Below are 25,862 nucleotides of genomic sequence, written 5' to 3'. Positions count from 1 at the left end.
CGTCGCGGAACTCCTGGGGATAGGGCTTGGGCACAGCTGGCATCCTTCCAGGCCGCCCGGCAGGGCAAGCCAGATCAGATGTCACCTACTCGTGCACCAGCCCCGCCATCCCGTCGTCGTATGTGATCGCGACAGCCATTCTGCTGTGCTTCTGCGTCGCGTTCTCCGCGATGACCCGGCGAGTCGCGAACAACGGTGCCTTCTATCTCCTCGTTGCGCGTGGGTTGGGGAAGCCGGTGGCCGGTGCGTCGGCGTACATCGCGGTTCTGGCCTACACCGGACTGTCGATGGGATTGGTGACCTCATTCGGATATTTCTTCCACGAGACGCTCGCTGACCCCAGTATCGGCATCGATGTGCCGTGGTGGGTGTTCACAGCGGTGGGGATCGCTGTCGTCGCATTCCTGGGGTACCGAAATGTGGACCTGTCGGCGAAGGTGCTCGGCGTGTTGATGGCGGCGGAGTTCGCTGTTCTCATCGTTCTCGACCTGATCATCATGGCCAGGAAAGGGATTCACGCATTCCCGAGTGCGGTGTTCGCCCCGCATGAGGTCTTCGCGCCGTCGGTGGGGATCACACTCATGTTCGCCTTCGCCAGCTACGTCGGATTCGAGTCTGCTGCACTGTACGGTGAGGAGACGCGAAATCCGGAGCGGAGTATCCCACGGGCAGCGTACATCTCGGTCGTGGTGATCGCGATCTTCTACTTCATCACCACGTGGGTCATGGTGGGAGCCGCCGGTCCTCACGATGCCGTCGCGAAGGCGCGACACGATCCGGCCATGTTCGTTCTGAACATCGCCGATGAATTCGGCGGTGAGCTCCTCAAAGATCTTTGCGCCGTTCTCCTGCTGACCAGTGTTCTCGCGTCCTATCTGGCTCTGCACAATGCGTCAGCTCGCTACACTTTCGCGATCGCGGCCGACGGCATTGCGCCGAAGAGGCTCGCGTCCTTTCATGCCCGCCATCGAAGTCCGCACTATGCCAGCCTGTGTATATCGGTCCTCACTGTTGTCGTCGTCGGATTGCTGGGCCTCGGAGGTGCAGACCCGTATGTGGTCATCTCGGCGGGGCTGGTGGGCCTGGGGACTCTCGGTATCATTCTGGTCCAAGCGATCTCAGCTTCAGCGGTGCTGGGTTTCTTCGCGCGGCGCAATGACCGGAAGATGTGGTCGGGTGTGGTCGCGCCCGTCGCGGCCACCATCGGTCTGGTCATCGGCTTCGTGAGTGCTGCGATACACTTCTCGACCCTCACCGATTCCCAGAGTCCGGCGGTGGCCTCGATTCCGTACCTGTTGCCGCTGGCGGGTGTGCTCGGCTTCATCGTTGTTGTCCGCTTGCGCAAGCGTGATCCGTCAGCGTATTTCCGTTTCGCCAGAACACAGCTACGTCCGCGGACCGATGTCGTGCTGTCCCCGGTCGACTACACGAGCACATATGTCATCGTCGGTGCGGGGCCGGCCGGGATGGTGATGGCACGTGCCATGCTCAAGGAGGGTGTGCCCTTCGATTGGTTCGAGAGACACTCCGATTTCGGCGGGATCTGGGATATCGACAACACCGGATCACCCATGTACGAAGAGGCGCACTTCATCACCTCGAAGTTCATCAGCGGGTTCTACGGCGCACCGATGTACATGTATCCGTTGCCCGACTACCCGAGTTGGCGGCAGATCCGTGACTACATAAGACAGTTCGGTGACGAGTGGGGACTCCGGGATGCCGTCACGTTCAACACGGAGGTGATCTCGGCGAGTCCGGTCGACGATGGCAGGTGGCGAGTTGTCCTCTCGAACGGAGAGACGCGCGACTATGCGGGTGTGATCGCAGCTCCCGGCGTCACCTGGCATGGCTCGATGCCCGACTACCCCGGGATGAGCGACTTCATCGGGACAGTGAGCCATTCCAGAGATTTCCGGTGCGGTCGCGAGCTGGCCGGCAAGACAGTCTTGGTGGTCGGCGCGGGAAACTCGGGCGTCGACATCGCCTGTGCGGCGGCAACTCACGCTGAGGCGGCCTATCTTTCGGTGCGTCGCGGGTATCGATATGTGCCCAAGTACATCGCCGGCATCCCGACCGACGCCCTGCTCGCCGGGGTGCTCGTACCGCCGGAGATCGGCGGGACCATGACCATGGATCCGGCCGACATCATCGACCAACTGGTCGGTGATCTGACCCGATTCGGGTTGCCCGCGCCCGACCACGCCCCGTTCGAGACACATCCGATCATGAACACCGATGTGCTGCACCATCTCGGGCATGGCGACCTCGTCGCGAAACCCGACATCTCGCATTTCGACACGTCCGGTGTGACGTTCACCGATGGCACGCGTATCGAGGTCGACCACGTGATCATGGCGACGGGGTACACCTACGAGCTCCCCTTCATCGACAGGGAACTCTTCGACTGGAAGGGCGGACGGCCCGACCTGTATCTGAACATCTTCAGCCGGGAACACGAGGGCCTCTACGTCGTTGGTTTCATCGAGTTCGTCGATGCCGCCTACAAGCGATTCGATGAGATGGCGCAGATGGTGCTCATGGACATCCGCGCCCGCGAGACCGGCGTCTGCCGCGATGAATTGCAGTGGCTCAAAGCCCACGACCACCCGGACCTGCGCGGTGGGGTGCGCTATGTCGATTCACCGCGCCACTCCTCTTACGTTGATGCCACGGCCTACATGGACTATCTCGCCGAGCTGCGCGAGCGTCTGGGCTGGCCGGACATCGACGAAGGTTACTACTGGTCGATGAGATCGGAGCCGATCGGAAAGCACGCTGCCACACCATCGGCTGCCGACGATACGGTGGAACCTGCCGTCGTCGTGTCGGAGGCACCCACCATGACCTGACATGTTCCGCCACGACATGCCATATCGATGGCATCACCGAGCCGAAGGTGCGCGGCAGTCGCGGGGGCACAGCTCGACCAGCTGTCGTGGCGATTGCCCGAACGGGTTCTCTCAGTCGCTGAGCGGGTCGCGGATGATCGGACAGGTCATGCAGTGGCCACCGCCGCGGCCGCGGCCGAGTTCGGCGCCCACGATCTCGATCACCTCGACGCCTTGTTTGCGCAGTAGCGAATTGGTGTAGGTGTTGCGGTCGTAGGCGAACACCACACCCGGTTCCACGGCGATCAGATTGTTGCCGCTGTCCCATTGCTGCCGCTCGGAGTCGTAGGCGCTGCCGCCGGCTTCCACCACTCGCAGTCCGTCGAGACCCAGTGCCTGTTGCACGACCTTGAGGAAGTGGTCGCTCTCGGGAATCACCTCGACCCCGGGGTCGGCGTCACTGGGCACGAGGGTGAAGGACGTGATCGCGTCGACGATGCGCGGATACACCGAGACGAGGTCGCGGTCGGCGAAGGTGAACACGGTATCCAGGTGCATCGCCGACCGCAGCTTGGGCATGCCGGCCACGACGACCTTCGTCGCGGCGCCGGCCGCGAAGAGTGCGGCCGCGACCTGGGTGACCGCTTGCCGTGAGGTTCGTTCGCTCATGCCGATGAGGACGACGCCGTTGCCTGGGATCAGAACGTCGCCGCCTTCGATCGTCGCACTGCCCCAGCTCTTTTCCGGATCGCCCCACCAGACCGTCGAGCCGATGAAGTCGGGGTGGAATTCGTAGATGGCCTTCATCAGCAGGGTCTCGTCGTGGCGGGCCGGCCAGTAGAGCGGGTTGAGCGTGACGCCGCCGTAGATCCAGCAGGTGGTGTCACGGGTGTAGAGGGTGTTGGGTAGCGGGGGCATCAGGTACTCGCCCACCCCGTGTGCCTCGTTGGCGAGCGCTACATACCTGGGGCGCAATTCGATCGGCAGATCGACGGTGGACAGACCGCCGATCAGAAACCGGGCCAGTTCACGGGAATCGAGTTCGTCGAGGAACTGACGGGTTGCGCCGATCAGCCCGATGCCGGTCTCGTTCGCGACGATCTTGCGATCGAGAAGCCAGGTCCGCGCCTGTGGAATGTCCATCGTCTCCGACAGCGCGTTGTGTAGCTCCACCACATCCACGCCGCGGTCACGCATCTTGGTGATGAAGTCGAAATGGTCACGCTTGGCGTTCTGCACCCAGAGGACGTCGTCGAACAGCAACTCGTCGGCGTTGGTGGGCGTGAGCCGCTCATGTGCCAGCCCGGGCGCACAGACGAGAACCTTCCGAAGGCGGCCGACTTCGGAATGAACCCCGTACTGCGAGGAGGGTGTGGTCGACGCGGGTGCAGTCATGAGGTGCCTTTCAGTCCGTCCGGGTGATGATGATCGGCGGGGTCGTTGACGTAGTACGAATGTCGCTCGTGGTCGGGGTGTTCGAAGATGTCTTCGGAATCTGTTGCAAGGTAGATGATCCCGCCGATGGCGCCGGCGATGAGTGCCACGAACAAGACCGCCTCGGCGCGGCGGAAGACGGGCAGATTCCGTTCCCGCCGCGCGATCACGTAGAGGATGGTGCCCAGGGCGTAGAGGATGCACGAGAGCAACAGTTTGTCGAGACCGGCGGCCCACACCAGGAATCCGGTGTACACCACGGCGATCGCCGCTATCACCAGATCCTTCCTCCGGGCGCCGCCGTCGGCGCCCGGCTCGCGGTAGGTCTCGCCGGTGAAGGTCAGTTTGAGTAGGTACGCCGCGGCGAACAGGTAGGGCAGCAGTGCCAGTGCCGCGGTCAGGTCGAGCATGAAGTCGAGTCCGTCATCGACGAAGATGATGAGAATGAGCAGGATCTGCACGAGTCCGGTTGCGAAGAGCAGTGCGGGAACCGGAGCACCCGACTTGTTCTCGCGCGCCAGGAATTTCGGCATGTCGTTGCTGCGTGCCGGTACGAACAGCACTTCTGCGGCCATCAGCGTCCACGCCAGGTAGGCGCCGAGCACCGAGAGGATCACGCCGATCCGGATGAACACCGAACCCCATTCACCTACCAGTGATTTGAGGACCGACGCCATCGACGGCTGGTCGATCGCCGCCAGTTCGCCCTGTGGCATCGCACCGTAGGAGACCAGGGTGACGAGAGCGAACACGCCGAGGACGCCGAGGAATCCGAGGACCGTGGCCCGGCCGACATCTTCGCGTCGTTTGGCGAAGCGGGAGTACATGCTCGCGCCTTCGATGCCGAGGAAGACGAACACCGTGATGAGCATCGTGCCCTTGACCTGGGTCCACAGCGACCCGACCTCGATGCCGTTTCCGCCCCAGAAGTTGTCGGAGAAGTAGCCCCCGTTGAACAGGACCAAGGCCAGCACGATGAACACGAGGATGGGGACCACCTTGGCGATGGTGGCGATCCGGTTGATGATCGCGGCCTGCTGCACGCCGCGACTGATCATCCAGAAGAACAGCCAGAGTCCGATCGACGACAACACCACGGCCAGCACCGTGGTGCCGTCGCCGAGTGCGGGGAACAGTGCGCTGATGGTCGCCATGATCAGCACCCAGTAGGAGGTGTTTCCCGCACAGGCCGACGCCCAGAATCCGAAGGCGGAATTGAAACCGACGTAATCGCCGAAACCTGCCTTCGCGTAGGCGAAGATGCCGGCGTCGAGGCTGGGTTTGCGCACCGCGAGGCGCTGGAAGACGAACGCCAGCATCAGCATGCCGGTGCCTGCGATCGCCCACGCGATGAGCGCCCCGAACACACCCGTCTCGGTGCCGAACCGGCGAGGGAGCAGGAACACCCCTGACCCGACCATCGATCCGACGACCATCGCGGTGAGGGTGGGGAGATTGACCTTCTGGTCGGTCTCCTGCGTCGTCGTCGCAGACTCCGCTGTTGCCATCGGCGTCACTCCTGGATCGAGAAGGTGGTGCGGTGAGGGTGGGGTGGCTCAATGGTCTCGCGCATCGCTGTGACCGGTTGTCGTCTCCACGTCCGCAGTTTGGGGGTCACGCAACGGGTCGCCCCGCATCATCGCTGGTCCAGGCAGAGCGGGTATCCGGATGTTTGCGCAGGGGGCACCCAGTGTTCATCCTGGAACGCGTCGTCGCCGTCGGCGGTGCACACTGACAGGGACTTTGGTCCCGAATTCGCCGTCAGGTCGCACTCCGGTCGTGGGCATCTGTAACCGTCGGCGGAGAGGAACTGCACCTCCAGGGACCGAGACGGGGGTTCAGCGATGGCAGGTCCGATGATCTCGCACCGACCGAGCGCGCAGACCGGTCGGGTGGCCGCGGTCGGCGGGTATGCCGGCGGGGTCGCTCGCGTGTTGCGCTCCGGCGCATTGTCCTGGGCCGCACTGATGCCCGTCGCCCAGTTGGTCGCGTATGCGGCGTCAGCCGATTCGTTCCGCAACGGTCAACTGATGGTCGGATTGTTCGCGCTTCACGCGCTCTGCTGGGCGTTGACCGTGTGGCGCGGCGCGACGGTGTGGTTTCCGGTGGGCACCTGGATCCTGATCTGCCTGGGTGCGGCGATCTCTGTTGCCGGCCCGGACACATCGGATGTGGCCGCACTGCGGATCGTGCTCAACATGTGTCTGTGTGTGGGAATCGTCGCCGGTCTGCTCGCCACGCAGACGGCTGCGCTCGCACTGGCCGTGACGCTGTCGACGTCGGTGGCCGCCCTGCTCATCCTCTGCGACTCCGCCGGCACCCTGTGGGACGCCACCGAGACCGCCGGACCGTCTCGACTCACGGTCTACTACTCGCTGCTCATCGTCGTGTACACCGTCTGCTCCACGCTGGCCGTGTCGATTCTGACGACGGTCTGGCGTGAGGTGGCGCAGACGGCGGACACCCACCAGCGGCACCGGGGGAGGATCGATCAGCGGCTGACCCGCGACCTGGCCTCCGCGGAACTCGCGACCCGGCGGTCCCGGGTACTGCACGACACCGTGATCAACACGCTGGGTGCGGTGGCCAACGGCTCGATCGTCAGCGACGGGCATGTTGTGAGTGCGCGATGTCGCGCCGACCTGTGCGCGATCGAGGAGATCGAAGCGCAGCGGGTGCCGACCACCACGGCGATCTCCGATCTGATCGCCTACGCCTACGCCTGCGCGCTGGGCATCGATGCGGTGATCGACGACGAGGCGATGCTGCGCCGACTCATCGATCGGCAACCACCGTGGCGGCGCCAGGAGATCGTCGGACTCATCGGGGAATCGATCACCAACGCCGCCAAGCATTCCGGCGCCGAACAGGTGACGATCTGCGTACGTAGGCAGCCCGATCAGGTGATCGTCCGCGACCTCGGTGCCGGGACAGCCGACGTCGACATGCTGGCGGACACTCTCCGGCCCCGGGCACGTGATGCCATGGCGCTGATCGACGTCGAGTCCCACCATCGTCGGGAACGACGGTGACGGTGATCGTTCCACCGTTGCACAGCGTCGATGGGCGCGATGTGCTCGCCGACGCGATCGGAGAGATCCCGAGACGATTGACTCGGCCGATGCTCGCTGAGTTCCTGGTTGTCGGGCTCGTTGCCACCACCTTTCGAACCGGGTGGTCGGTGCAGGCGATCGTCCCCGCGTTGGCATTGTGGCTTGTGGTGGGCACAGTGTTGGCACTGATCGCCACGTCGCGGCGGCCACAGGGGCATCTGCCGGGCGCCGTGGTGGTACTCACCTACATCGGGGTGCTCGTCGCGGGCGCGATCGTCGCACTGTCGACGCATCAGGGCAGTGGCGCGGGGAGTGGGGGCGCGGGGAGCGGTGGCGCTGTGACACCCGCGAATCTGGCCTGGGCCGGCGACGCGGTGGCCGCGGTCTGTATCTGTCTGATCCTCGTCGACGGCCGTCGAGCCGTGGTGATCCCGCCATTGGTGCTCAGTGCGGCGACGGTGGCCGCGGCGACGGTGATGTCAGGTCATACGGCTGCGTCAGCCGCCGCGACGCTGTTCGCCGACGCTCTGCTCATCGCGGTCTTCGTCGTGGTGCGCGCGCAGTTGTCGGCGATGACAGCAGACCTGGAACGGCGCCATCGCGAGGGATTGGTGAGCCGCGCCGAGGCCGAGCGGCGGGCCGCCGGATCGGCGTTGCGCACCACGGGGGGCAGGTCGGCACTGGAGCCTGCCCGGTGGCTGCTGACCACGCTGATCGCCGACCCCGACCGGGTCGGCGACGCCGACGTCCGCACGTCGGCGCGTGCCGAGGAGAGTTACCTGCGTGCGATGATCTCGATCCCGCTGGGTCAGCAGGCTCGCTGGATGGCGGTGGTGGACGCGGCCCGATCGGCCCACGTGCTTGTCTCCCTCCACTTCTTCGGCGCGAGCGGCCTCGTCGCCGGGGAGGTGCCCGACGAGCTGATCTGCGCCGTCGCTGCCAGAATCCATCACATCCGGCCTGGTGAGCACGTATCGGTCAGTGCGTTCAGTGCCGGCGACGGGGGACGCGTCTCTGTGATCTCCGCCGATGTCGACCATGAATTCACGTGGACGCCTGGGAGGTGTGACGCATGACGGCGCGACTGGCGATTGTCGAGGACCATCGGCTGGTTCGGGAAGCGGTCTCTGCCCGTATGACCGGGTGGGGATATCGCGTGGTGGCCGAGGCCGAACAGCTCGACGAGCTGGTCGGCCGAGACGACATCGACGTGGTGCTGCTCGATCTCGACCTCGGTGCGGCCGGCATCGCCGACGATGCCGTGGTCGAGCGACTGGTCGGGTCCGGAGTGGGGGTCGTCATCCTCTCGGCGCTGGCGAGTTCGCGGCACGTGCGGCGGATGATTCGCGCCGGCTCGGCGGCCGTGGTGTCCAAACACGACGAACTCAGCGACCTCCACAAGGCGGTTGAGGCGGCGCTGGCCGGATCGACCTGGATGACACCGACCCTGGCGCGAGCCGTCCTCGACGACCCGGATGCACAGCGACCAGCGTTGTCGCACAAAGAGCTCGAAGCTCTTCGGTTCTATGCGTGCGGAATGAAGCTCGACAGTGTGGCGCGGCGGATGGGGATTGCACCGAGCACCGCGAAACAGTACATCGACCGGGTCCGTCACAAATACGAGCTGGTCGGACAGCATGCGAGGACCAAGTCCGAGTTGTACACGGCGGCGGTGGACGACGGTTTCATCGTGCGTGATCACCCTGCGCCGTCATGACGGTCAGGACGCGTTCTGCAGTTGCTCGGACTGTTCGTCGGTGAGCGTGCGGATCCGGAACCCGGTGAATCCGTAGATGACGCTCAGGATCGGGCTCGCATAGCAGAACACCGCGAACGGAAGATACGACAGCGTTGCGACGCCGAGGACGGCGCCCATGAAGGCGCCACACGAGTTCCACGGGATCAGTGGTGAGGTGACCGTCGCGCTGTCCGCGCACAGTCGAGAGAGGTTCTGCGGGGCCAGTTTTCGCTGGATGAACACCGTCCGATAGATCTTGCTCGGCAGGACCAGTGCGATGTACTGGTCGCCGGCGACGATGTTGAGTCCCAGACATGTGGCGCAGACCGTCAGGTACAACCGGCCTCGGGTTCGGGCCGCGGCGATCAGCGGATCGATGATGCGGTTGATGAGACCGAATTTCTCCAGCAGCGCACCGAAGGTGACCGCACCGATGATCAGCCAGATGGTGAGCAGCATGCTGTCCATACCGCCCCGGGACACGAGCCGGTCGATGTCGGAGACGCCTGTGTTGGCGGTGAAGCCGTTGGCCATCGCCTTCCAGCCGGCCTGGACTGCGGCGACGACGGGATTGTGCGACCCGTCGAAGGTATCGACGAAATGCGTGAGGGCGTCGTGCTGAGTGAACGGCGCCATAATCGCCGCGAACACAGATGCGGTGAGCAAGGCGAGGAAGGGCGGCCACTTGCGCACCGACAGCACGATCAACACCAAAAGCGGGAGCAGCGCCACCGGGCTGATCCAGAACACCTTGTTCAGCCCGGCGAGTTCGACCTCCTCGCCGGGTGTGTCCTTCACCGCCGGCCCCGCGACTCCCAGTATCGCGAAGACGACACAGGCGATGCCGAACGCGGGTAACGACGTCCAGGCCTGACTCTTGATGTGGGTGTACAGATCGACCTTCACCATCTGCGCGGTGAGAACCGTTGTCTCCGAGAGGGGGGACAGTTTGTCGCCGAGGTAGGCGCCCGAGACGCAGGCGCCGGCGCAGATCGCGACGGACACGCCCATCAGGCCGGCGATGCCCACCAGCCCGACCCCGATGGTGCCCACGGTGGTCCACGAACTCCCGATCGACATGGCGATGATGCCGCAGACGAGTGCGGCGGCGAGGTAGAAGTAGCCCGGCGACAGGATCTGGATGCCGTAGTACACCAGTGTGGGGATGGTGCCGGAGAGATTCCACGTGCCGATCAACGCACCCACCGAGAGCAGGATGAACAGCGCCGACGTGACCGAGGCGAGGGCGCCGCGGCTGGCCTCCTCCACGTGGTCCCAGCGCCAGCCGTTCTTGAACAGGATGATCGTGACGATCGCGCAGCACAGGATCAGGGCGACCTGCAGCGGACCGTCGAGGGCGTCGAGGCCGAAGAGCGCCAGCGATCCGGCGATCAGCGCCGCGAGTGCGACGATCGGGATGATCGCGTCCGTCAGGCTGGGTGGCCGGATCCCCGACGATTGCTCATCCCCGCTGTGCTCTGCCGACGCCTGTTCCGACGTGGCGGCTTCCGGTGTTTCGTGATCTGACCCCGAGGGTTCCGGCGTTCTGCTGGCGTCACCGGTCGTGTCCGTGTGGTCGGTCGTCATCGCGCACCCCGTTGAGGTATGGCCGAGGGAGTGTTCGCTGGGGCGAACATCCACGGTCATTGTCGCGCCAACGACCCCGAGATTCAGCGGCTCCGGGCGTCGATCGTGACCTCAATTCGGGGGACACGCCGGGCGGCGTGACCCGTCGGCTATCCCCTCATCGGCCACGGCCCATCGATCACCGCCCATCGGCCACCACTCAGTCGATCTTCTTGCTCCGCAACTCATGCCCCTTGGTGGTGAGGCAGCGGCCACTGGGGAGATCCCACTGCCAGCCGTGCAGGTTGCAGGTGAGCTTCTCGCCCTCGATCACACCGAATTTGGTGAGGTCGGCCTTCAGATGCGGGCAGCGACGCTGGATCTCCCAGTCGCCCTTGGTGATCGTGGCCGAGTCGTCGTGCGCCTCGGCGAACCAGCCGTCGGCGTAGGCGATGCGTTCGTCGGTGAGGCATTTGAAGAAGGTGTAGAGGAATTCGTTGTAGCCGCCGATACGCCAGGTGGAGAACCGCGTCGACAGGAAGATGGTGTTCACCCAGTCGGGTTCGTTGTCACGCAGCACCGTGCGCACGATCTGTGGCGCGATCCGGAAGCCGTAGCGGTACTTGACCTCACCGTCCTTGGGTTCGCGCACAATCCGGTTGGGGAAGTCGAGCACCACGGTCTCGGCGTTCTCGTCGCCGGGCTTGAGGTCGGAACCCTCGCCGATCACCAGCGCCACCGGGTAGCCGATGCCGTCGCAGATGAGGTCGCTCTGACCCATGATCGGCTCGAACAACTCGCGCAGCGGCTCCAGGAACGGTTCACCCTCGGCCGGTGCCCAGCTCGCCTTCTCCGCGGCGATGACCGGTGCGAACTTCTCGGCCATCCGCTCGAGGTAGCCGCGCTTGTTCTCGCCGAACACCTCCTCCGGCGGATACGGGTGGGTGAGATTCGTCAGTTCGGTGCCGTGGATGTCGAAGCTCGACCCCGACACCATCAGGACACCCTTGTGCTTCACACCGTCGTCGGTGCCGTGGATCTTCATCTCGTCGAGGAATTTCACCTGATCGGGGAAGATGCTCGTCGGGTCGTCGCCGATGTCGTTGAGGCCGAACAACTCGTCGTCGAGGAACATCGGCGGGCCGGCCGATGGCACCACCCACGTGGCGCCGACCTGCTCGATGTAGGAGCGGGCACGGTCCATACCGCGCTGACGCTTCTGCGCGGCGAAGGTCGCCTTGGTGCGTTCGGGGATGTCGTAGACCATCGGATACCAGATGGCGCCCGAGTACTGCAGCATGTGCACGTCGACCGGGCCGAACTGCTCACTGAGCACGTCCAGGTCGACCGGGCGGGCATCGTTCATGTTGAACGCGACGGTCTCACCGTCGTCGACCACCAGCGCACTGTCGCCGATCGGGCCGTCGGCCGGGGCGCGCAGGGCGATGATCATGATGTCGAGCGACCCCTTGTCGCCGGTGACGGTGGTCTTCACCGAATCCTGGGTCTCGACGAAGGTATGGAAGCCGAGTCGTTCCAGCTCGTGCTTGAGATCGGGCACCGGGTAGTCCGGCAGCAGCACGGTGGCGTCTTTGTTGATGTTCTCGGCGAGGTTGCGCTCGTCGAAATGGTCGCGGTGCAGGTGCGAGACGTAGAGGTAGTCGCAGTCGCCGAGTGTCTTCCAGTCCAGCTCAGAGTTGTCCGGGAACGGTATCCACGAGGCGAAGTAGGCCGGGTTGGTCCAGGGGTCGCAGAGGATGGAGCCGGCGTCGGTCTGGATGTGGAAGCCGGCATGGCCGATGCTGGTCACCTGCACAGGTGGAGCCTTTCCGTGGTTCGTCATTCTCCGTGTGCGCGCGGTGCTCGTGGCCGTGTGCGCCCACACTCAACAAGCCAGCGTATCGCCCGGCGCCGGAGTCGGTCGTGAGCCGTATGTCCTCGCGATGTGCCCAACGGGCTCTCGGCGGTCGTCTAGGGTATTCGGCATGGAACCGGTGTATGACAGCGTGATCAGGATCGCGCTCGGGCTGTGGGCGGCCGAAGGCCTGAAATTCGAGGTCACGGGGGCTGAGAACGTGCCGCGCACCGGCGGTGCGGTGATCGCCCTCAACCACACCGGCTACATGGACTTCACCTATGCCGGGCTGCCCGCCTGGATCAACGGCAAGCGCAAGGTGCGCTTCATGGCCAAGAAGGAAGTCTTCGACGATCGAATCGGCGGACCGCTGATGCGTGCGATGAAGCACATCCCGGTCGACCGTGCCAACGGCAAACCGAGTTACGACACCGCCGTGGACTACCTCAAGCGTGGCGAACTGGTGGGGGTCTACCCCGAGGCGACCATCAGCCGCAGCTTCGAGATCAAGGCGTTCAAGACCGGCGCCGCCCGGATGGCCCTGGACGCCGGCGTGCCGATCGTCCCGACGGTCATCTGGGGTGCGCAGCGGGTGTGGACCAAGGGTCACCCCAAGAACCTGGGCCGCTCGAACGCTGCGATCCACATCGGGGTGGCCGAGCCCATCGAACCGCACGGCGACCCGGCCTCACTCACCGAGGAACTGCACAAGGTGATGAGCGAGAAGCTGCTCGAGGTGCAGGACGGCTACCCGCCGATGCCCGCCGGTGCGTTCTGGGTGCCGGCGCGGCTCGGCGGCGGTGCGCCGACGCTCGAGGAGGCCAACCGGATGGACGAGGACGAGGCCGCGCGGCGCAAGAACAAGAAGACAGAGCAGTAGTCCGGCTCGGCGGGTGCTGCGCTTCGGTGACACGTGGCCCTGTCGGCGCCGCGGCCCCAGTAGGACTTGACCCCAGTAGTAGGACTTGGCCTCAGTAGGACTTGTAGGGCAGGAACTTGCCGCTCATGGTGATCTTCACGCGGTCACCGGCCGGATCGGGTTCGCGTTCGAGGTTCATCCGGAAGTCGATGGCGCTCATGATGCCGTCGCCGAACTCCTCGTGGATGAGCTCCTTGAACGTGGTGCCGTAGACGCTCACCAGCTCGTAGAAGCGGTAGATCAGCGGGTCGGTGGGCACCGCGGTGGGTAGGGACCCCTTGTACGGCACGGTCTGCAGCACGGGCATCGCGTCGTCGGGCAGGTCGAAGATCTCGCAGACGATGGCCGCCTGGTCGGCGTTGAGCGTCATCTGCCCGAGGCAGGCCGCGGTGACCCATTCCTTGGACAGACCCACCCGGTCGGCGACGTCGGCCCAGCTGATCCCGCCGGCGATCTTGGCGGCAACGATCATCTCTGTCAGTTCGGCGCGATTCACGGATCTGTCCTCTCGACGGGGTTCGTACTCACTACTGTGCACGATATGGAACCGGTCTACCGGAGTCTGGAGCTCGCGTTCGGCGCACTCGCTTCCGCGCAGGATGTGCACTTGTCGGTGCGCGGCATCGATCACATCCCAGACGACGGGGGAGCGGTGCTCGCCATCAATCACACTGCCTACGTAGACTTTCTGCCGGTGGTGGTGGCAATGCGCCGGTCGGGCCGGCGGGCGCGGTTCATGATCAAGGCGGAGCTGATGGAGTCGGCCATCATGCGGTTCGTGGTCGCGCACACCGGGTCGGTTCCGGTGGATCGTTCCGCGGGCGCACAGGCCTATGCGGTGGCCGTGGAGCGGCTCGCCGCCGGGGAGATTGTGGCGATCTATCCCGAGGCGACCATCAGCCGCAGCTGTGAGATCGAGGAATTCAAGACCGGTGCGGTACGCATGGCTCTCGAGGCGGGTGTGCCGCTGATCCCGACCATCGTCTGGGGCGCACAACGGCAGTGGACGAAGGGACACCGGTCGATGGGTCGCCATCACTACCCGGTGTCGGTGCGCTTCGGGGCACCCGTGTGGCCGTCGGGCGGTGCGGTCACCGATCTCGAAGCGATCGAGGCAGACACCCAGGCGCTGCATTCGGTGATGGTCGCGATGCTCGACGAGGTACGCGGCGAGCAGGACGCGCGTCGGCAGGCTACCCAGCGTGGCGCGTAGAGTACTCGGGTGACACGAACTACCCCCGATCCGCCCGATCTGATCGTCAGTGATGTTGACGGAACGCTGATCGACGACCGTAACATCGTGCGGCCGTTGACTGTTCGCAGCGTCGTGGCCGCATCGCAGCGGGGAGTGCCGTTGGTTCTGGCCACTGGTCGCCCCCCGCGCTGGATCCACGAGATCACCTCCCAGCTGCCGGCGAGTTCCTTCGCGGTGTGCGCCAACGGCGCGATCGTCTACGACATCGCCGCCGATCGGGTGCTCCACAGTGCCACTCTGGAACCCGACGTGCTGCGCAAGATCGCCGCGCTGGCCCACGAACACCTGCCCGGTGCGGGGCTGGCGGCCGAGCGGGTCGGCCGGTCTGCCCACGACTCGGCGACCGCCCCCTTCGTGGCGACCAGCGGCTATCAGCACGCCTGGCTCAACCCCGATCATCTCGAGGTTGGCGACGACGAGATCCTCGATCAGTCGGCGGTGAAACTCCTTGTGCGCCATACGGGTATGACCAGCGACGCGATGATGACCACGCTGTCGGCGGCGATGGTGGCGGCGGGGATGGATGAACTCGCCGCAATCACCTACTCGACGAACAACGGACTGATCGAGGTCGCGCGACCCGGAGTCAACAAGGCGTCCGGACTGAGCACGCTCGCCGAGATGGTGGGGTTGGGCACCGAGCGGGTGATCGCCTTCGGCGACATGCCCAACGACATCGAGATGCTGCGGTGGGCACGACACGGCGTCGCGGTGCTCAATGCCCACGACGCGACCAAGGCCGCCGCCGACGAGGTGGGCGCCTACGACAACAACCACGATGCGGTGGGACAGGTGCTCGAGCGCTGGTTCGACTGAAGTCGTCTCACCGACGGCGCTCAGCGCAGCGCGTCCGCCGCGACCTCCAGTGACCGGTCGCGTGCCTCCATCGGCGGGAAGGTGAGGAACAGGTGCGGGGCACTCGGTTGCACATGGCAGACCGTCTCCACACCGTCTGCCTCGAGTCGGCGGGCGTAGGCGATTCCCTCGTCGCGCAGCGGATCGGCACCCCCGACGATCAGTGTCGCCGGGGCCAGGCCGCGTAGCGATTCGGCGCGCAGCGGGCTCAGATCGGGATGGTCGCGGCCCTGCAGCCGGGGGTGGTACATGTCCCAGTACTCGACCATCTCGTCACGCGTGAGCAGTAGGCCGGAGGCGAACTCGTGGTAGGAGGGCCGGTCGAGATCGCAGTCGAGCACCGGACACATCAACAGCTGAGCGTCGATGTGCGCAGCGGAGCCGTCGCGGCTGCGCAGTGCCAGGGCCGCCGCAAGGTTACCGCCGGCGCTGTGCCCGGCGACCACCAGTCGGTCGGCGTCGCGGCCGATCGGGTCCTCGTGCAGCCACCCCAGCGCCGCGGTCGCATCGTCGAGCGCTGCGGGAAAGGGGTTCTCGGGGGCCAGGCGATAGTCGACGCTGAGGATGATCGACCCCGACCGCGCGACCAGTTCACGCGTCAGCGCGTCGTTGCTCTCCAGATCCCCCATCGCCCAGCCGCCGCCGTGGAAGAACACAGTGACTGTGCCCGAACGCTTCTCGGTGGGGAAGTACCACCGCGCCGCCTGGTCACCGGCGCCGCCGGTGACCATCACATCGCGGGTCCACACCTGGTCGTCATCGGCGAGCCGGACCTTCTGTGCTCGTTCCCGCTTCTCGTGGATGTCGGCCGGCGGGGCGCCGGTGCGACTGCGGTAGATGGCGGCGACATGGCGCGCCACCTGTGGGTCGGTGAGCCGTGGGTCGGTCGGGACGTCGGTTACGTGGTCGGACACATCGGTGATCCTAGGGCGAGGCGGGTGCCGCCGCAGGGGCGGTGGGCACCGCCGCGGGTGCCGCAGGCTGGCTCATCTGCTGGTTATAGGTGTCGGTGTAGGTGGTGACCACCTTGGTGACCGCACCGGTCACCGTGTTGAGAACGAGCTGACCGAACTGGAAGACCTGCGTGAGCACCTGCTGTCCGTCGACGGTGCTCGTGGTCTGACCGCCGGTCGGCAACCCGAGACTGCCGGTGGCACCGCCGAGCTGATCCCATGCCTTGCTGAGCAGCCCCTGCACCACCTGGGTGCCGGTATCGGGCGACCAGGTGACGTCGCCGTTGGCGAAGTGCACGTACTTGGAGATGCCGTCGGTTCCGGTCTGCTCACCGGTCAGCGCCGCACCGAGGGGGCCGCCGGCGCCACCGAGTGCCAGCCACTGTTTGGCGATCTCACCGAGGTTCGCCGCATTGAGCGGTCCGAGATTGGTGCCGCTCAACAGATTCTGGTCGGCCGCACCCGTCGCGGGTGCATCGCCGGCCGGTGTATTCGCCTGTGCGGCGGCGTCACCGGCCACCGCTGCCACCGGGGGTTGCGGGGCGGTGAGCACCGGGTCGGTGAGCAGCGGGCCGCCCGCTGCGATCGCGCGGATCTGCGGGAGCGCGGCATAGCCGTACTGGCCGGGGCATTCGGTGGAGTCGTAGTCGCGGTGACCGGAGATCACTGGCAGATCGGTGACCTCACCGGCGGCGTAATGCGCGGTGGAGTAGCCGATCGAGGTGAGATGTGACATCGCATTGGGATCGATCGCGGCGAGCTTCAGGCGCCAGCCGAGAAAGCGGCCGGCCGCGTTGATCATCGCCGGTGTGGGCTGCGCCTGGTCGAGGTCACCGAGCAGTGCGATACCCACGGTGTCGGGGTTGAAGCCGCCGGTGTGAGCACCCTCCACGTTCTTGTCGAGCCCGCCGAATGCGCCCTCGAACACCTGGCCGTACTTGTCGATCAAGGCGTTGTAGCCGATGTCGCACCAGCCGAGGGTTTGCGCGTGATAGGCGTAGATGCCGCGCACGATCTCGGCGGACTGCGCCGGCGTGTAGTCGTTGGTGCCCGCGGTGTGGTGCACGATCGCCGCGCGGACCGAGTCGTCATAGGTGGGGTCCGAGCACCGCAGCGACTCGTCGGCACCCCACTGGGCGCGCGTGATGACCGGCGGCTCGGCGCCCGGCGGGGTCGCGGCGAGTCCGGTCGGCGCTGCCGCACCGCCGGGTCCCGGCGAGATCAGGGCTGCCTGCAGTGTCGAGATGATCTGTTGCGCAGCGCCGTTGACGGCATCCATCGCCGCCGAGGACAGTGCACCGGCCGCATCGGAGGTGCCCGGCGCGGGTGCGGGCTCCTCGCGGAAGGCCCGCGGTGCGATCCCGCCTCGGGACACCGTAGTGGTGGGGACCGACGCCTGCGCGGGTGTCCGCGTCGTAGATGGGTGGGTGGTGGTGGCCGGGGCGGCCGCAGACGAGGGGGTCACCGCGGTGGTGGTCGCACCTGCCGACGGTGCCGGTGTGCTGTCGAGCGGGGCCGGGGTGGCCAGTCCCTTCTGCGTCACCGCCACCTGCACCAGAGTGGTCTTGCCGACCCAGATGGGTTCGGTTCCCTGCTTGTTGGGATCCTTGGCGGTCTTCTTCGCGCTGCCCTCGGCCGGGTCGGCGGCGATCCACGGACCCCAGGAACCGTCGGCCTGGCGTGCGCGGATATAGGCCGTGGTGTCGGCGATTCCATCCCAGGTGAGCCCGACCATCGAGAACGGCGTCTTCTGCGAGATCTCCTTGACCACCGCGCCGGCGGGAACTGCTTCGCCGGCGGCGGCCGGGCGGCCGGGTGCGGTACTCGAACCCGGGGTGCCCGGAGTCGTGGAGGCCGGTGTCGTCGAAGCCTGTGTCGTCGAGGTCTGTGTCGCCGAACTCTGGGGCAGCAACTGTGACGGCACGAGTCCGTCGGGCACCGGGACGTCGATATCGGGCAGATGGACCTTCGACAGGTCGATCGGCGGCAGGCTGACACCGGCCTTGGCCAGTCCGGACGACACGATGTTGAGCACGAGCGAGGGCACCTGGTCCAGGCTCACCTCGTTGATGCGGGTCTTCTCCGAACTCAGCGGTGCGTGCTTGTCCACGTTGGTCGCGGTGGTCGAGCTGGTGGCCAGCACGATGGCCGGACTGGCCACCACGAGGGTCGCCACCGCACCGAGCACGACCGACGGGCGGCGCGACTCGCGAGAGGGGCGCGTCGGCCGGGTGTTCAGCAGCCGAGATCGACCCAGCCGGGACCTGGAGAAGCGGGCGGACAGGGTGGTCTGTTCGTCCCGCGATCGCTGTGTACGCATCGAGGGCAATCGTTGGGAATCGGACATCAGATGTCCATCACCGCGCTCGGCGTGGCGCGAAACTCGTGATTCTGTTGTTACTTCCTGAGGTTGTTGTTACTGGTGTGAATTGACTATGGTCACTTCGGTCTCATTAGTCACACAGGTATCACCACATCCCACAACAGACACCAGGCATCAGCGACGTCACCGGTGGATGTGGTTCGCGTTCTCGCTGCACCCGGAGGTTGATTGTCATGGCTCGACGCGTACCGATGTTCCACGCGCCGCGCCGAGCGGGTCGGCGACGACGTCTGTCCTGGGCGGCGATGGGATGTGCCCCTGTGCTCGTGCTGGGTGGAACTCTCCTGGGACATGAGATCGGCGATCGACACGACTCCGGGGTGCGGCTGGCCGCGAACTCGGAGATCACGCTGATCGGCCACGGTCTCGGTCATGGCCGCGGTATGGGCCAGTGGGGAGCCTTCGGATACGCCAAACAGGGGTGGAGTTCGGCTCAGATCTTGAGCCATTTCTACGGCGGCACAACCGCGGGGAAGGTGGACAATCCTCCCGTCACGGTGGTTCTCACCGAACGTGACGTGGTCAATGTCCATGCGGACGCCGGCATGCGAGTGGGAAATCAGGTGGTGGCACCCGGGCAGGCGGTCAGGCTGTCCGGGTCCACCGCCACCATCACCGCCGGCTGCGGTGGGGCGGTGGTGAGCACCGTGACCGCCCCGAACGGACTGGTGTCACCGGTCAACGCCGGTGCCAACCGTCCGGCCAACGAGTGGCTGAAGTTCTGCGGCAACAACGATGCCTTCCGCGGGTCGCTGGGCTACAACCCGTCGGGTGACGTGATCAACGTGCTGTCGGTCGACGACTACGTCAAAGGTGTGACACCACGGGAGGCGCTGCCGGTCTGGGGTGATCAGGGCGGCACCGAGGCGCTCAAGGCCCAGGCCGTGGCCGCACGCAGCTACGTGCTCGCCGCGATGAACCGCGGCAAGGTCATCGACGACACCCAGAACTCGCAGGTCTACGGCGGTGCGAGTGGTGAGGATCCACGTACCAACGCCGCGGCCGACGCGACTGCGGGTCAGGTGCTCAACGGCACCGACGGCAAGCCGGCGTTCACCGAGTTCTCCTCGTCCACCGGCGGATACAGCGCGGGTGTGGGCTTTCCGGCCGCCGTCGACGACGGGGATGCGCTCTCGCCCAACCACAACTGGACGGCTCAGGTGAGTGCGGCCTCGATCGGTTCGGCATTCGGGGTGGGGCAACTCACCGACATCGCGGTCACCAAGGCCAACGGGCTCGGCGCCGAATTCGGGCGTGCGCTGGAGGTGCGTGTCACCGGCACCGGTGGCACCGTCACGGTGACCGGCGACCAGGCGCGCACCAAACTGCAACTCAAGTCGGCGTGGTTTTCCATCGCCGGTCAGCCGAAGCCGCAGATCGTCGCGCCCTCGGCCGGAGTGTCGAGTGGAAGCGGCCCGGCGGCAACACTTCCCGGCGACATCTCGATCCCGGGGCTCGGGTCGCTGGGCAGCGTCTCGGACCTGGTGAACGCCGCGACCACGGCGATCGCGGCCAAGGTCGCCGAACTCGGCGGCACGAACGGTGCGCTCGGCCAGGCACTCGGTCCGGTCCTGGCGCTGCCCGGGCTCCCCGGTGCGGTGCAGGCCTTCCAGAACGGCAACGTCTACTTCTCGCAGGACACCGGTGCGCATGCGCTCATCGGGCAGGCACTGCAGGCGTTCCTCGCGCAGGGTGCGCAACTGGTGAAGGGATTCCCCGCCGCCGATCAGCTGAACTGATCGGCGCCGACACCGGCCGCCGGTCGGTTCAGTCTTCGTAGCGCGGGATGACGGCGAACACCTCGAGATCCTTCGGGGTGCCCTTCGCGCGGAATCGGCGCCGGCGGCGGACGTAGGCGCCGGGGTCGGCCGAGGCGAGGGTGTCGCTGGTCGCCAGCACCTCCCCTTCGCCGGCCGCATCGGCGACCCGCGCCGCCACGTTGACGTCGACACCGAGGAAATCGCTGCCCACCCGGGTGGGCGAACCGGTGTGCAGGCCTGCGCGTAACGACGGCCGGTAGTCGTCGAGGCGGATCGCACTGACCGCTCCGCACAGTTCGAAGGCGGCGTGGATGGCCTCTGCGGCATCGGCGAACACCGCCATCACGCCATCGCCGAGCGACTTCACGATCCGCCCGCGGTGTGCGGTGATGATCTCACTGCTCACCCGGTTGACCTCACCGATGAGTTCGATGATGCGTTCGTCACCGGCATGTAGCGCCCACGTGGAAAAGCCCACCAGATCGGTGAACAGGATTGTCACATCGGCCGTCTCGACGGTGGTCCCGGTGCGCTTGCTCGACAGCGCACGCCACACCGCCACGATCGCCAGTGTCAGTTCGCGGGTCGCACTCGGTGAACGGTCCGCAGTGCCCGGGTCCTCGCCGCGCGTCAGATCGGTGGTGGCGGGATCCTTCTCGCTCATGAGGCGATACAGCCGGTCCGACAGTCGTGAGCGGGCGCTCACGTCCAGTTCCGGGACAGGTGCCTCGGGGGCGAGCCGTCGCGCGACGCGCGCGGCGGCGACCAGTCGCTCGTTGCGGTCGGTGCGGGCCAGGAATCCGGCGGCCCGCCGCATGTGCTCGGCGGCAGCGGTGCGGTCGTTGCCGGTGACCTCGTCGCCACCGTCTGCGGCGGGCGGCTGCGTGCTCGGATCCACGAGCTGATACTACGTCTGTGTGGCGGCCACCCTGCTGTCGGCGAGTTCGCGCAGCGCGGTCCGCAGGCCACGCCGACGACCGGTCGCCGGGTCGACACCGAAGTGACGCTTGAGCCCGCCGCGTACATCGAAACGCAGTTCGGATGCGGTCTCCGGGGCGTCGTCGGCCGATGCGCGCAGAAGTGCGTTGGGCAGTGAGAGTTTCGCGATCGTACGGAAGGTCAGCAGGTACTGGCCCGGCAGCGACCCGGTGGTGTAGGGCAGGTCGTACTTGTCGCACAGTGCGCGTACCCGCACCGCGATCTCCTCGTAGCGATTGCTCGGCAGATCCGGGAACAGATGGTGTTCGATCTGATGGCTGAGGTTGCCACTGAAGAAACGCATGAGCGGCCCGGCGCGAAAGTTGGCCGACCCCAGCATCTGTCGCAGATACCAGCGCGGACGGTCTTCGTTCTCGAACTCGTCGGTGGTGAATTTCTCTGCGCCGTCGGGGAAGTGACCGCAGAAGATCACCATGTAGGCCCACAGGTTGCGGATCAGGTTCGCCGTGAGGTTGGCCGTGAGGCTGGTCTTCCAGTTCGGGCCCGAGGCAAGGGGATAGATGAAGTAGTCCTTGGCGTTCTGGCGGACTTCCTTGACGCCGATGAGCCGGAGATCCTTCAGCGCCTGCCGGTAGGTCTTCTGGCCGGTGCGCAGTTTGGCCACCTCGAGGTGATGCAGTGCCACACCGTGCTGGAAGAACACCGCCAACAGCGCGTTGTAGAGCGGGTTGCCGACATTCCACCATTCCCACCGCTGATCGCGCGTGACGCGCAGGATCCCGTAGCCCACATCGTCATCCATCCCGACGATGTTGGTGTACTTGTGGTGAATGTAGTTGTGCGAGTGCTTCCACTGCACGCTCGGACATGTGGTGTCCCACTCCCACGATGACGAGTGGATTTCGGGGTCGTTCATCCAATCCCACTGCCCGTGCATCACATTGTGGCCGAGCTCCATGTTCTCGATGATCTTCGCGGTGCTCAGCAGCGCCGTTCCGACCAGCCAGGCGGGTTTGTGGTTGCTGAACAACAACACCACGCGCCCACCTGCGGCGAGACCGCGCTGCAGTGCGATGGTGCGGTGGATGTAGCGGGCGTCGTCGACTCCGCGGGACTCTTCGATGTCGCGGCGGATGGCGTCGAGTTCGGCGCCGAGTGTCTCGACGTCGGACTCGGTCAGGTGCGCGTAGACGTCGATATCGGTGATTGCCATGGTGTTCCTCGCAATTGCTGGGATGATCCTCGCAATTGCTGGGATGAGGCCGCGCGTCAGATGCCGGAGTCGGCTTCTGCGCGCGGTCGCCTCACATGTCGATCGAGCATTCGCCGGACACGGTGCTGATACATGTCTGGATGCGTTCGCCTTCGCGGCGCTCCTCGCCGGTGCGGAGGTCGCGGACGTACCCGGTGGCCAGCGGTACCACGCAGGTCTGGCAGATGCCCATTCGGCAACCGAAGGGCAACTGGACCCCGAGACTCTCCCCGGCCTCGAGAATGGTTGTCGCACCGTCGATGTCGATGCTCTTATCGGATACCGAGAACGTCAGTCGACCACCCTCGCCACCGTGGTCGGTGCGCGCGATCGCGAACCGTTCCACGTGCAGCTGCTCCTCGAGGCCCTCGTGATCGAACAGCTTCTCCAGCGCGTCGAGGAATTTCGCCGGACCGCACGCCCAGCATTGCCGATCGGCGAGGTCGGCGACATCCTCGCCCAACGATTCGGGGTCGAGTTTCCCTGCGCTGGAGGTCAAGTGGAGTGTGAGTCGATATGACGGCCACTGCGCTGCGAGCTGTTCGAGTTCGTCGAGGAAGATGGCGTCGTCGCGGGTCGGGGCGGAGTGGATGTGCACGATATCGACAGTCGCCCCGTCCTCCACAGTTGCCCCGTCGCGTTCGCTCATCTCGCGTCGCAGTGACCGCAACATCGCCATCACCGGTGTGATCCCGCTGCCTGCGGTGAGGAACAGGATCTTTCCCGGCGGCGGATCGGGGAGCCGGAAGTCGCCGCGTGGTGCGGCCAGACGCACCACGGTGCCCGGCTCCACACCGTCGACGAGGTGACTGGACAGGAACCCGTCGCGGGTGGCCTTCACGGTGATCGAGATGCGCTTGTCGTCGGGGTCCCCGATGGAGGTCAGCGAGTAGGAGCGCCAATGCCAGCGCCCACCCACCATCAGGCCGATGCCCACGTATTGGCCGGCGGCGTACTCGTGGGAGAATCCCCAACCGGTTTCGATGGTCACGGTCGCCGAGTCGGCGGTCTCGCGTCGGACGTCGACGATCCGCCCGCGCAGTTCGCGCGCCGACCAGAGGGGGTTGATGAGGTGGAGGTAATCGTCGGGGAGAAGCGGGGTGGTGGCACGTGCGAGGAGCCCGCGGATCACATTGGTACGCGGCGACACCGCCTCGACATCACGAGCCGGTCTCGTGCTCCATCGCAGTAGATCCATCGTGCTCGCATTCCCCGGTTGTGCATTCACGCTCGCCGGTCATCGGGTCGTTCGAGTGTAACGCCGATCACAGCGCACGGTGTCACAACGCCGGCGCAGATGCCTGAGCCGTCACCGGACGCGACGGTAGCCGATGATCGGCGTGAGGGATGTCGGTTCGCGGTCGCCGAGGTCCTCACCGCGAATGAATCTGCCCCACAGTTCCCGAAGCGCCGCCCCGTCGCGCTCGACATCCTCGCGTGAGGCGCCGTCGAGTATCCAGGCGCCCTCCCATGCCTCGCGTGTGCCGAAGAGCAGGGCGAGTTCGATGGTGTGACACGATCCGAACTTGTTTCCCGGTGCGGCCCAGTCGATTCGGTAGTGGTACGTGCGCCCTCCCGCGCGGGCGTGGCGGCCGGCGAATGCCGAATCGTCTCGCGCGTAGACCACATGGCTGATGATGGGGCTGATCACACGGCGCGCACACCAGTCGACGACAGGTGCTTTGAGCACCGGGTTCGAGGGGTGGGTGGAGAAGAAGTAGTGCGTCTCGTCGCGGTTGTGTCCGATGAGCAGATCGATATGCGGTGCTGCGCGTTCCCACCATGTCGTGATCGCCGACTCCTCGGGCAGCGGCGGCAGGCCGTACTGCGTGCCGAACGCCATTGCCGCCTTGAGCCCGAAACGCAGTGCCTTACGCGAGATCTCGGTCTGGGTGAGCAGGATCGAGCTGATCTTCGTCGCTGCGGTGATGTCGGCGGTGCGATCGAACATCCACGACACGAGCCGCCGGCGGCGGTGGCGCAGGCCCAGCGGTGCGCTCTGGATGATGGCCCGGCGGAAGAGCTCATGCGGATTCGGTGTGGCCATCAGATGTGCCACGGCGTCGCCGCCTGCGGACTGTCCGATCACCGTCACCGAGTCCGGGTCGCCGCCGAATGCCGCGATGTTCTCGCCGACCCACCGCAGAGCGGACAGCTGGTCGAGCAGTCCGAGGTTGGCGGGTCGGGCGTCGCTGCCATCGCCCAGGTAGCCCAGGATGCCGAGGCGGAAGTTGATCGCCACGAACACCACCTGCTGCTCACCGACCAGGGCTGCCGGGTCGAAGTGCGGGTCGTCGCCGGCGCCGATCACATAGGCCCCGCCGTGAATCCACACCACCACCGGGAGCGGCTGTGTGGGAGATGTGGCCGGTGTCGGGTATGTGGCCGGTCTGGTCACCGTGAGGTTGAGGCACTGCTCGGATTCGGGGAGGTCGGACCCGACTCGATCGGAACGCCCGCCGAGGGTCTTGTCGGTGTAGGGAGAGGGAACCTGGGGCGCCTTCGGTGAGGGGGTCGTGCTGTGGTGGGGCGTCGTCCACGGCGCGACGGGTTCTGGTCGCGCGAATCGTTGCGCCTGCGCATAGGGGATCGCACGAGCCACCACCACCTCGTCGGTGACATCGCCGATGACCGGTCCGCATGGCGGCGAGAACCTCCACGTGCCCGCTGCGGTGTCGACCGCGATCGACTCCGCCAGGGTGGTGATCGACCCCGCCGGGGTGGCGGTGCCCTCGGGCATCGCGTCGGCCTCGGGTATCGCGTCGGCCTCGGGTATCGCGTCGGCCTCAGGCTTCGTGCTGGGCTTTGTGTCGGCCATGTCACCTCTCGACGGTCGGCATCGTCCCCATGAACTGGTTGCGTGGACTGAACTGGTTGCGCGGACTGAACTGGTTGCGCGGGGATTCGCGCAACCAGTTTCTGAGTGTGCATCCTGTGCAATGGTTGCGTCGGTGAGAACTGGTCGCGCGGGCACAGACGCAACCAGTTCTGCAGGCTGGCGACCAGTCGCGCGGGCACAGACGCAACCAGTTCAGCGGGCGGCGGACCACGCGCCGACCAGCCGCCCGC

Annotated in this window: 19 protein-coding genes; 8 read left to right on the top strand and 11 right to left on the bottom strand. The window is 66.0% G+C overall.

The window, feature by feature from the left end:
* The first annotated feature begins 26 nt into the window (after positions 1-26).
* On the top strand, positions 27-2,852 hold the full coding sequence (locus IEW22_RS15700; RefSeq protein WP_188587581.1) for an amino acid permease: 2,826 nt from the start codon (positions 27-29) through the stop codon (positions 2,850-2,852).
* 111 nt (positions 2,853-2,963) lie between these two features.
* Here the strand turns inward: IEW22_RS15700 and IEW22_RS15695 are convergent, their stop codons facing one another.
* Positions 2,964-4,226, bottom strand: coding sequence for an arginine deiminase (locus IEW22_RS15695; RefSeq protein WP_188587579.1), 1,263 nt, complete (start codon positions 4,224-4,226; stop codon positions 2,964-2,966).
* Positions 4,223-5,773, bottom strand: a complete 1,551-nt coding sequence (locus tag IEW22_RS15690) for a basic amino acid/polyamine antiporter (RefSeq protein WP_188587577.1) — start codon at positions 5,771-5,773, stop codon at positions 4,223-4,225. Before IEW22_RS15690 ends, IEW22_RS15695 begins: the two co-directional genes overlap by 4 nt.
* Before the next feature lie 336 nt (positions 5,774-6,109).
* Between IEW22_RS15690 and IEW22_RS15685 the strand changes: the two genes are divergently transcribed.
* The 3 genes from IEW22_RS15685 (at position 6,110) to IEW22_RS15675 (ending at position 9,035) form a co-directional block, all read left to right on the top strand.
* Positions 6,110-7,297, top strand: a complete 1,188-nt coding sequence (locus IEW22_RS15685) for a sensor histidine kinase (RefSeq protein ID WP_188587575.1) — start codon at positions 6,110-6,112, stop codon at positions 7,295-7,297.
* An 89-nt stretch (positions 7,298-7,386) separates the two neighbouring features.
* Positions 7,387-8,394, top strand: coding sequence for a hypothetical protein (locus tag IEW22_RS15680; RefSeq protein WP_188587573.1), 1,008 nt, complete (start codon positions 7,387-7,389; stop codon positions 8,392-8,394).
* Positions 8,391-9,035 (top strand): response regulator transcription factor, encoded by a 645-nt coding sequence (locus tag IEW22_RS15675; RefSeq protein ID WP_188587571.1) that lies wholly within the window; start codon positions 8,391-8,393, stop codon positions 9,033-9,035. The genes IEW22_RS15680 and IEW22_RS15675 overlap by 4 nt, the downstream gene beginning before the upstream one ends.
* A gap of 3 nt (positions 9,036-9,038) precedes the next feature.
* Here the strand turns inward: IEW22_RS15675 and nhaC are convergent, their stop codons facing one another.
* Positions 9,039-10,643 (bottom strand): Na+/H+ antiporter NhaC, encoded by a 1,605-nt coding sequence (nhaC, locus tag IEW22_RS15670; RefSeq protein ID WP_188587568.1) that lies wholly within the window; start codon positions 10,641-10,643, stop codon positions 9,039-9,041.
* Positions 10,644-10,842: 199 nt separating this feature from the next.
* Positions 10,843-12,438, bottom strand: coding sequence for a Rieske 2Fe-2S domain-containing protein (locus IEW22_RS15665; RefSeq protein ID WP_188587566.1), 1,596 nt, complete (start codon positions 12,436-12,438; stop codon positions 10,843-10,845).
* Between the two features lie 169 nt (positions 12,439-12,607).
* Between IEW22_RS15665 and IEW22_RS15660 the strand changes: the two genes are divergently transcribed.
* Positions 12,608-13,357 carry a lysophospholipid acyltransferase family protein gene (locus IEW22_RS15660; RefSeq protein ID WP_188587564.1) on the top strand — a complete coding sequence of 250 codons (750 nt, stop codon included), beginning with the start codon at positions 12,608-12,610 and terminating at the stop codon, positions 13,355-13,357.
* A gap of 91 nt (positions 13,358-13,448) precedes the next feature.
* Here the strand turns inward: IEW22_RS15660 and cynS are convergent, their stop codons facing one another.
* Positions 13,449-13,892 (bottom strand): cyanase, encoded by a 444-nt coding sequence (cynS, locus tag IEW22_RS15655; RefSeq protein WP_188587562.1) that lies wholly within the window; start codon positions 13,890-13,892, stop codon positions 13,449-13,451.
* A 45-nt stretch (positions 13,893-13,937) separates the two neighbouring features.
* On the opposite strand from cynS, the gene IEW22_RS15650 reads away from it, so the two are divergent.
* Both IEW22_RS15650 and IEW22_RS15645 read left to right on the top strand, forming a co-directional pair.
* Positions 13,938-14,609, top strand: coding sequence for a lysophospholipid acyltransferase family protein (locus tag IEW22_RS15650; protein WP_188587559.1), 672 nt, complete (start codon positions 13,938-13,940; stop codon positions 14,607-14,609).
* Between the two features lie 9 nt (positions 14,610-14,618).
* Positions 14,619-15,467: an HAD family hydrolase gene (locus IEW22_RS15645; protein WP_188587557.1), complete on the top strand. Its 849-nt coding sequence runs from the start codon at positions 14,619-14,621 to the stop codon at positions 15,465-15,467.
* Between the two features lie 20 nt (positions 15,468-15,487).
* Here the strand turns inward: IEW22_RS15645 and IEW22_RS15640 are convergent, their stop codons facing one another.
* Both IEW22_RS15640 and IEW22_RS15635 read right to left on the bottom strand, forming a co-directional pair.
* Positions 15,488-16,420 carry an alpha/beta hydrolase gene (locus IEW22_RS15640; RefSeq protein WP_188587556.1) on the bottom strand — a complete coding sequence of 311 codons (933 nt, stop codon included), beginning with the start codon at positions 16,418-16,420 and terminating at the stop codon, positions 15,488-15,490.
* A 10-nt stretch (positions 16,421-16,430) separates the two neighbouring features.
* Positions 16,431-18,779, bottom strand: coding sequence for an N-acetylmuramoyl-L-alanine amidase (locus IEW22_RS15635; protein WP_188587555.1), 2,349 nt, complete (start codon positions 18,777-18,779; stop codon positions 16,431-16,433).
* A 236-nt stretch (positions 18,780-19,015) separates the two neighbouring features.
* Between IEW22_RS15635 and IEW22_RS15630 the strand changes: the two genes are divergently transcribed.
* On the top strand, positions 19,016-20,581 hold the full coding sequence (locus IEW22_RS15630) for a SpoIID/LytB domain-containing protein (protein ID WP_229742783.1): 1,566 nt from the start codon (positions 19,016-19,018) through the stop codon (positions 20,579-20,581).
* A 28-nt stretch (positions 20,582-20,609) separates the two neighbouring features.
* Here the strand turns inward: IEW22_RS15630 and IEW22_RS15625 are convergent, their stop codons facing one another.
* From IEW22_RS15625 to IEW22_RS15610, 4 genes are all read right to left on the bottom strand, one after another.
* A complete protein-coding gene (locus tag IEW22_RS15625) occupies positions 20,610-21,500 on the bottom strand; it encodes an adenylate/guanylate cyclase domain-containing protein (protein ID WP_229742781.1) in 891 nt (296 codons plus the stop codon).
* Positions 21,501-21,509: 9 nt separating this feature from the next.
* Positions 21,510-22,754, bottom strand: coding sequence for a fatty acid desaturase family protein (locus IEW22_RS15620; RefSeq protein ID WP_188587554.1), 1,245 nt, complete (start codon positions 22,752-22,754; stop codon positions 21,510-21,512).
* A gap of 91 nt (positions 22,755-22,845) precedes the next feature.
* Positions 22,846-23,991, bottom strand: a complete 1,146-nt coding sequence (locus IEW22_RS15615) for a ferredoxin reductase (RefSeq protein ID WP_188587553.1) — start codon at positions 23,989-23,991, stop codon at positions 22,846-22,848.
* A gap of 111 nt (positions 23,992-24,102) precedes the next feature.
* Positions 24,103-25,611 (bottom strand): carboxylesterase family protein, encoded by a 1,509-nt coding sequence (locus tag IEW22_RS15610; protein ID WP_229742780.1) that lies wholly within the window; start codon positions 25,609-25,611, stop codon positions 24,103-24,105.
* Between the last annotated feature and the right edge of the window lie 251 nt (positions 25,612-25,862).

This window comes from Gordonia jinhuaensis, from assembly GCF_014639795.1.
GTDB classification, from domain to species: Bacteria; Actinomycetota; Actinomycetes; order Mycobacteriales; family Mycobacteriaceae; genus Gordonia_B; species Gordonia_B jinhuaensis.
Note: the sequence above shows the minus strand (reverse complement) of the source record. Positions and strands in the feature narration are given on the sequence as shown.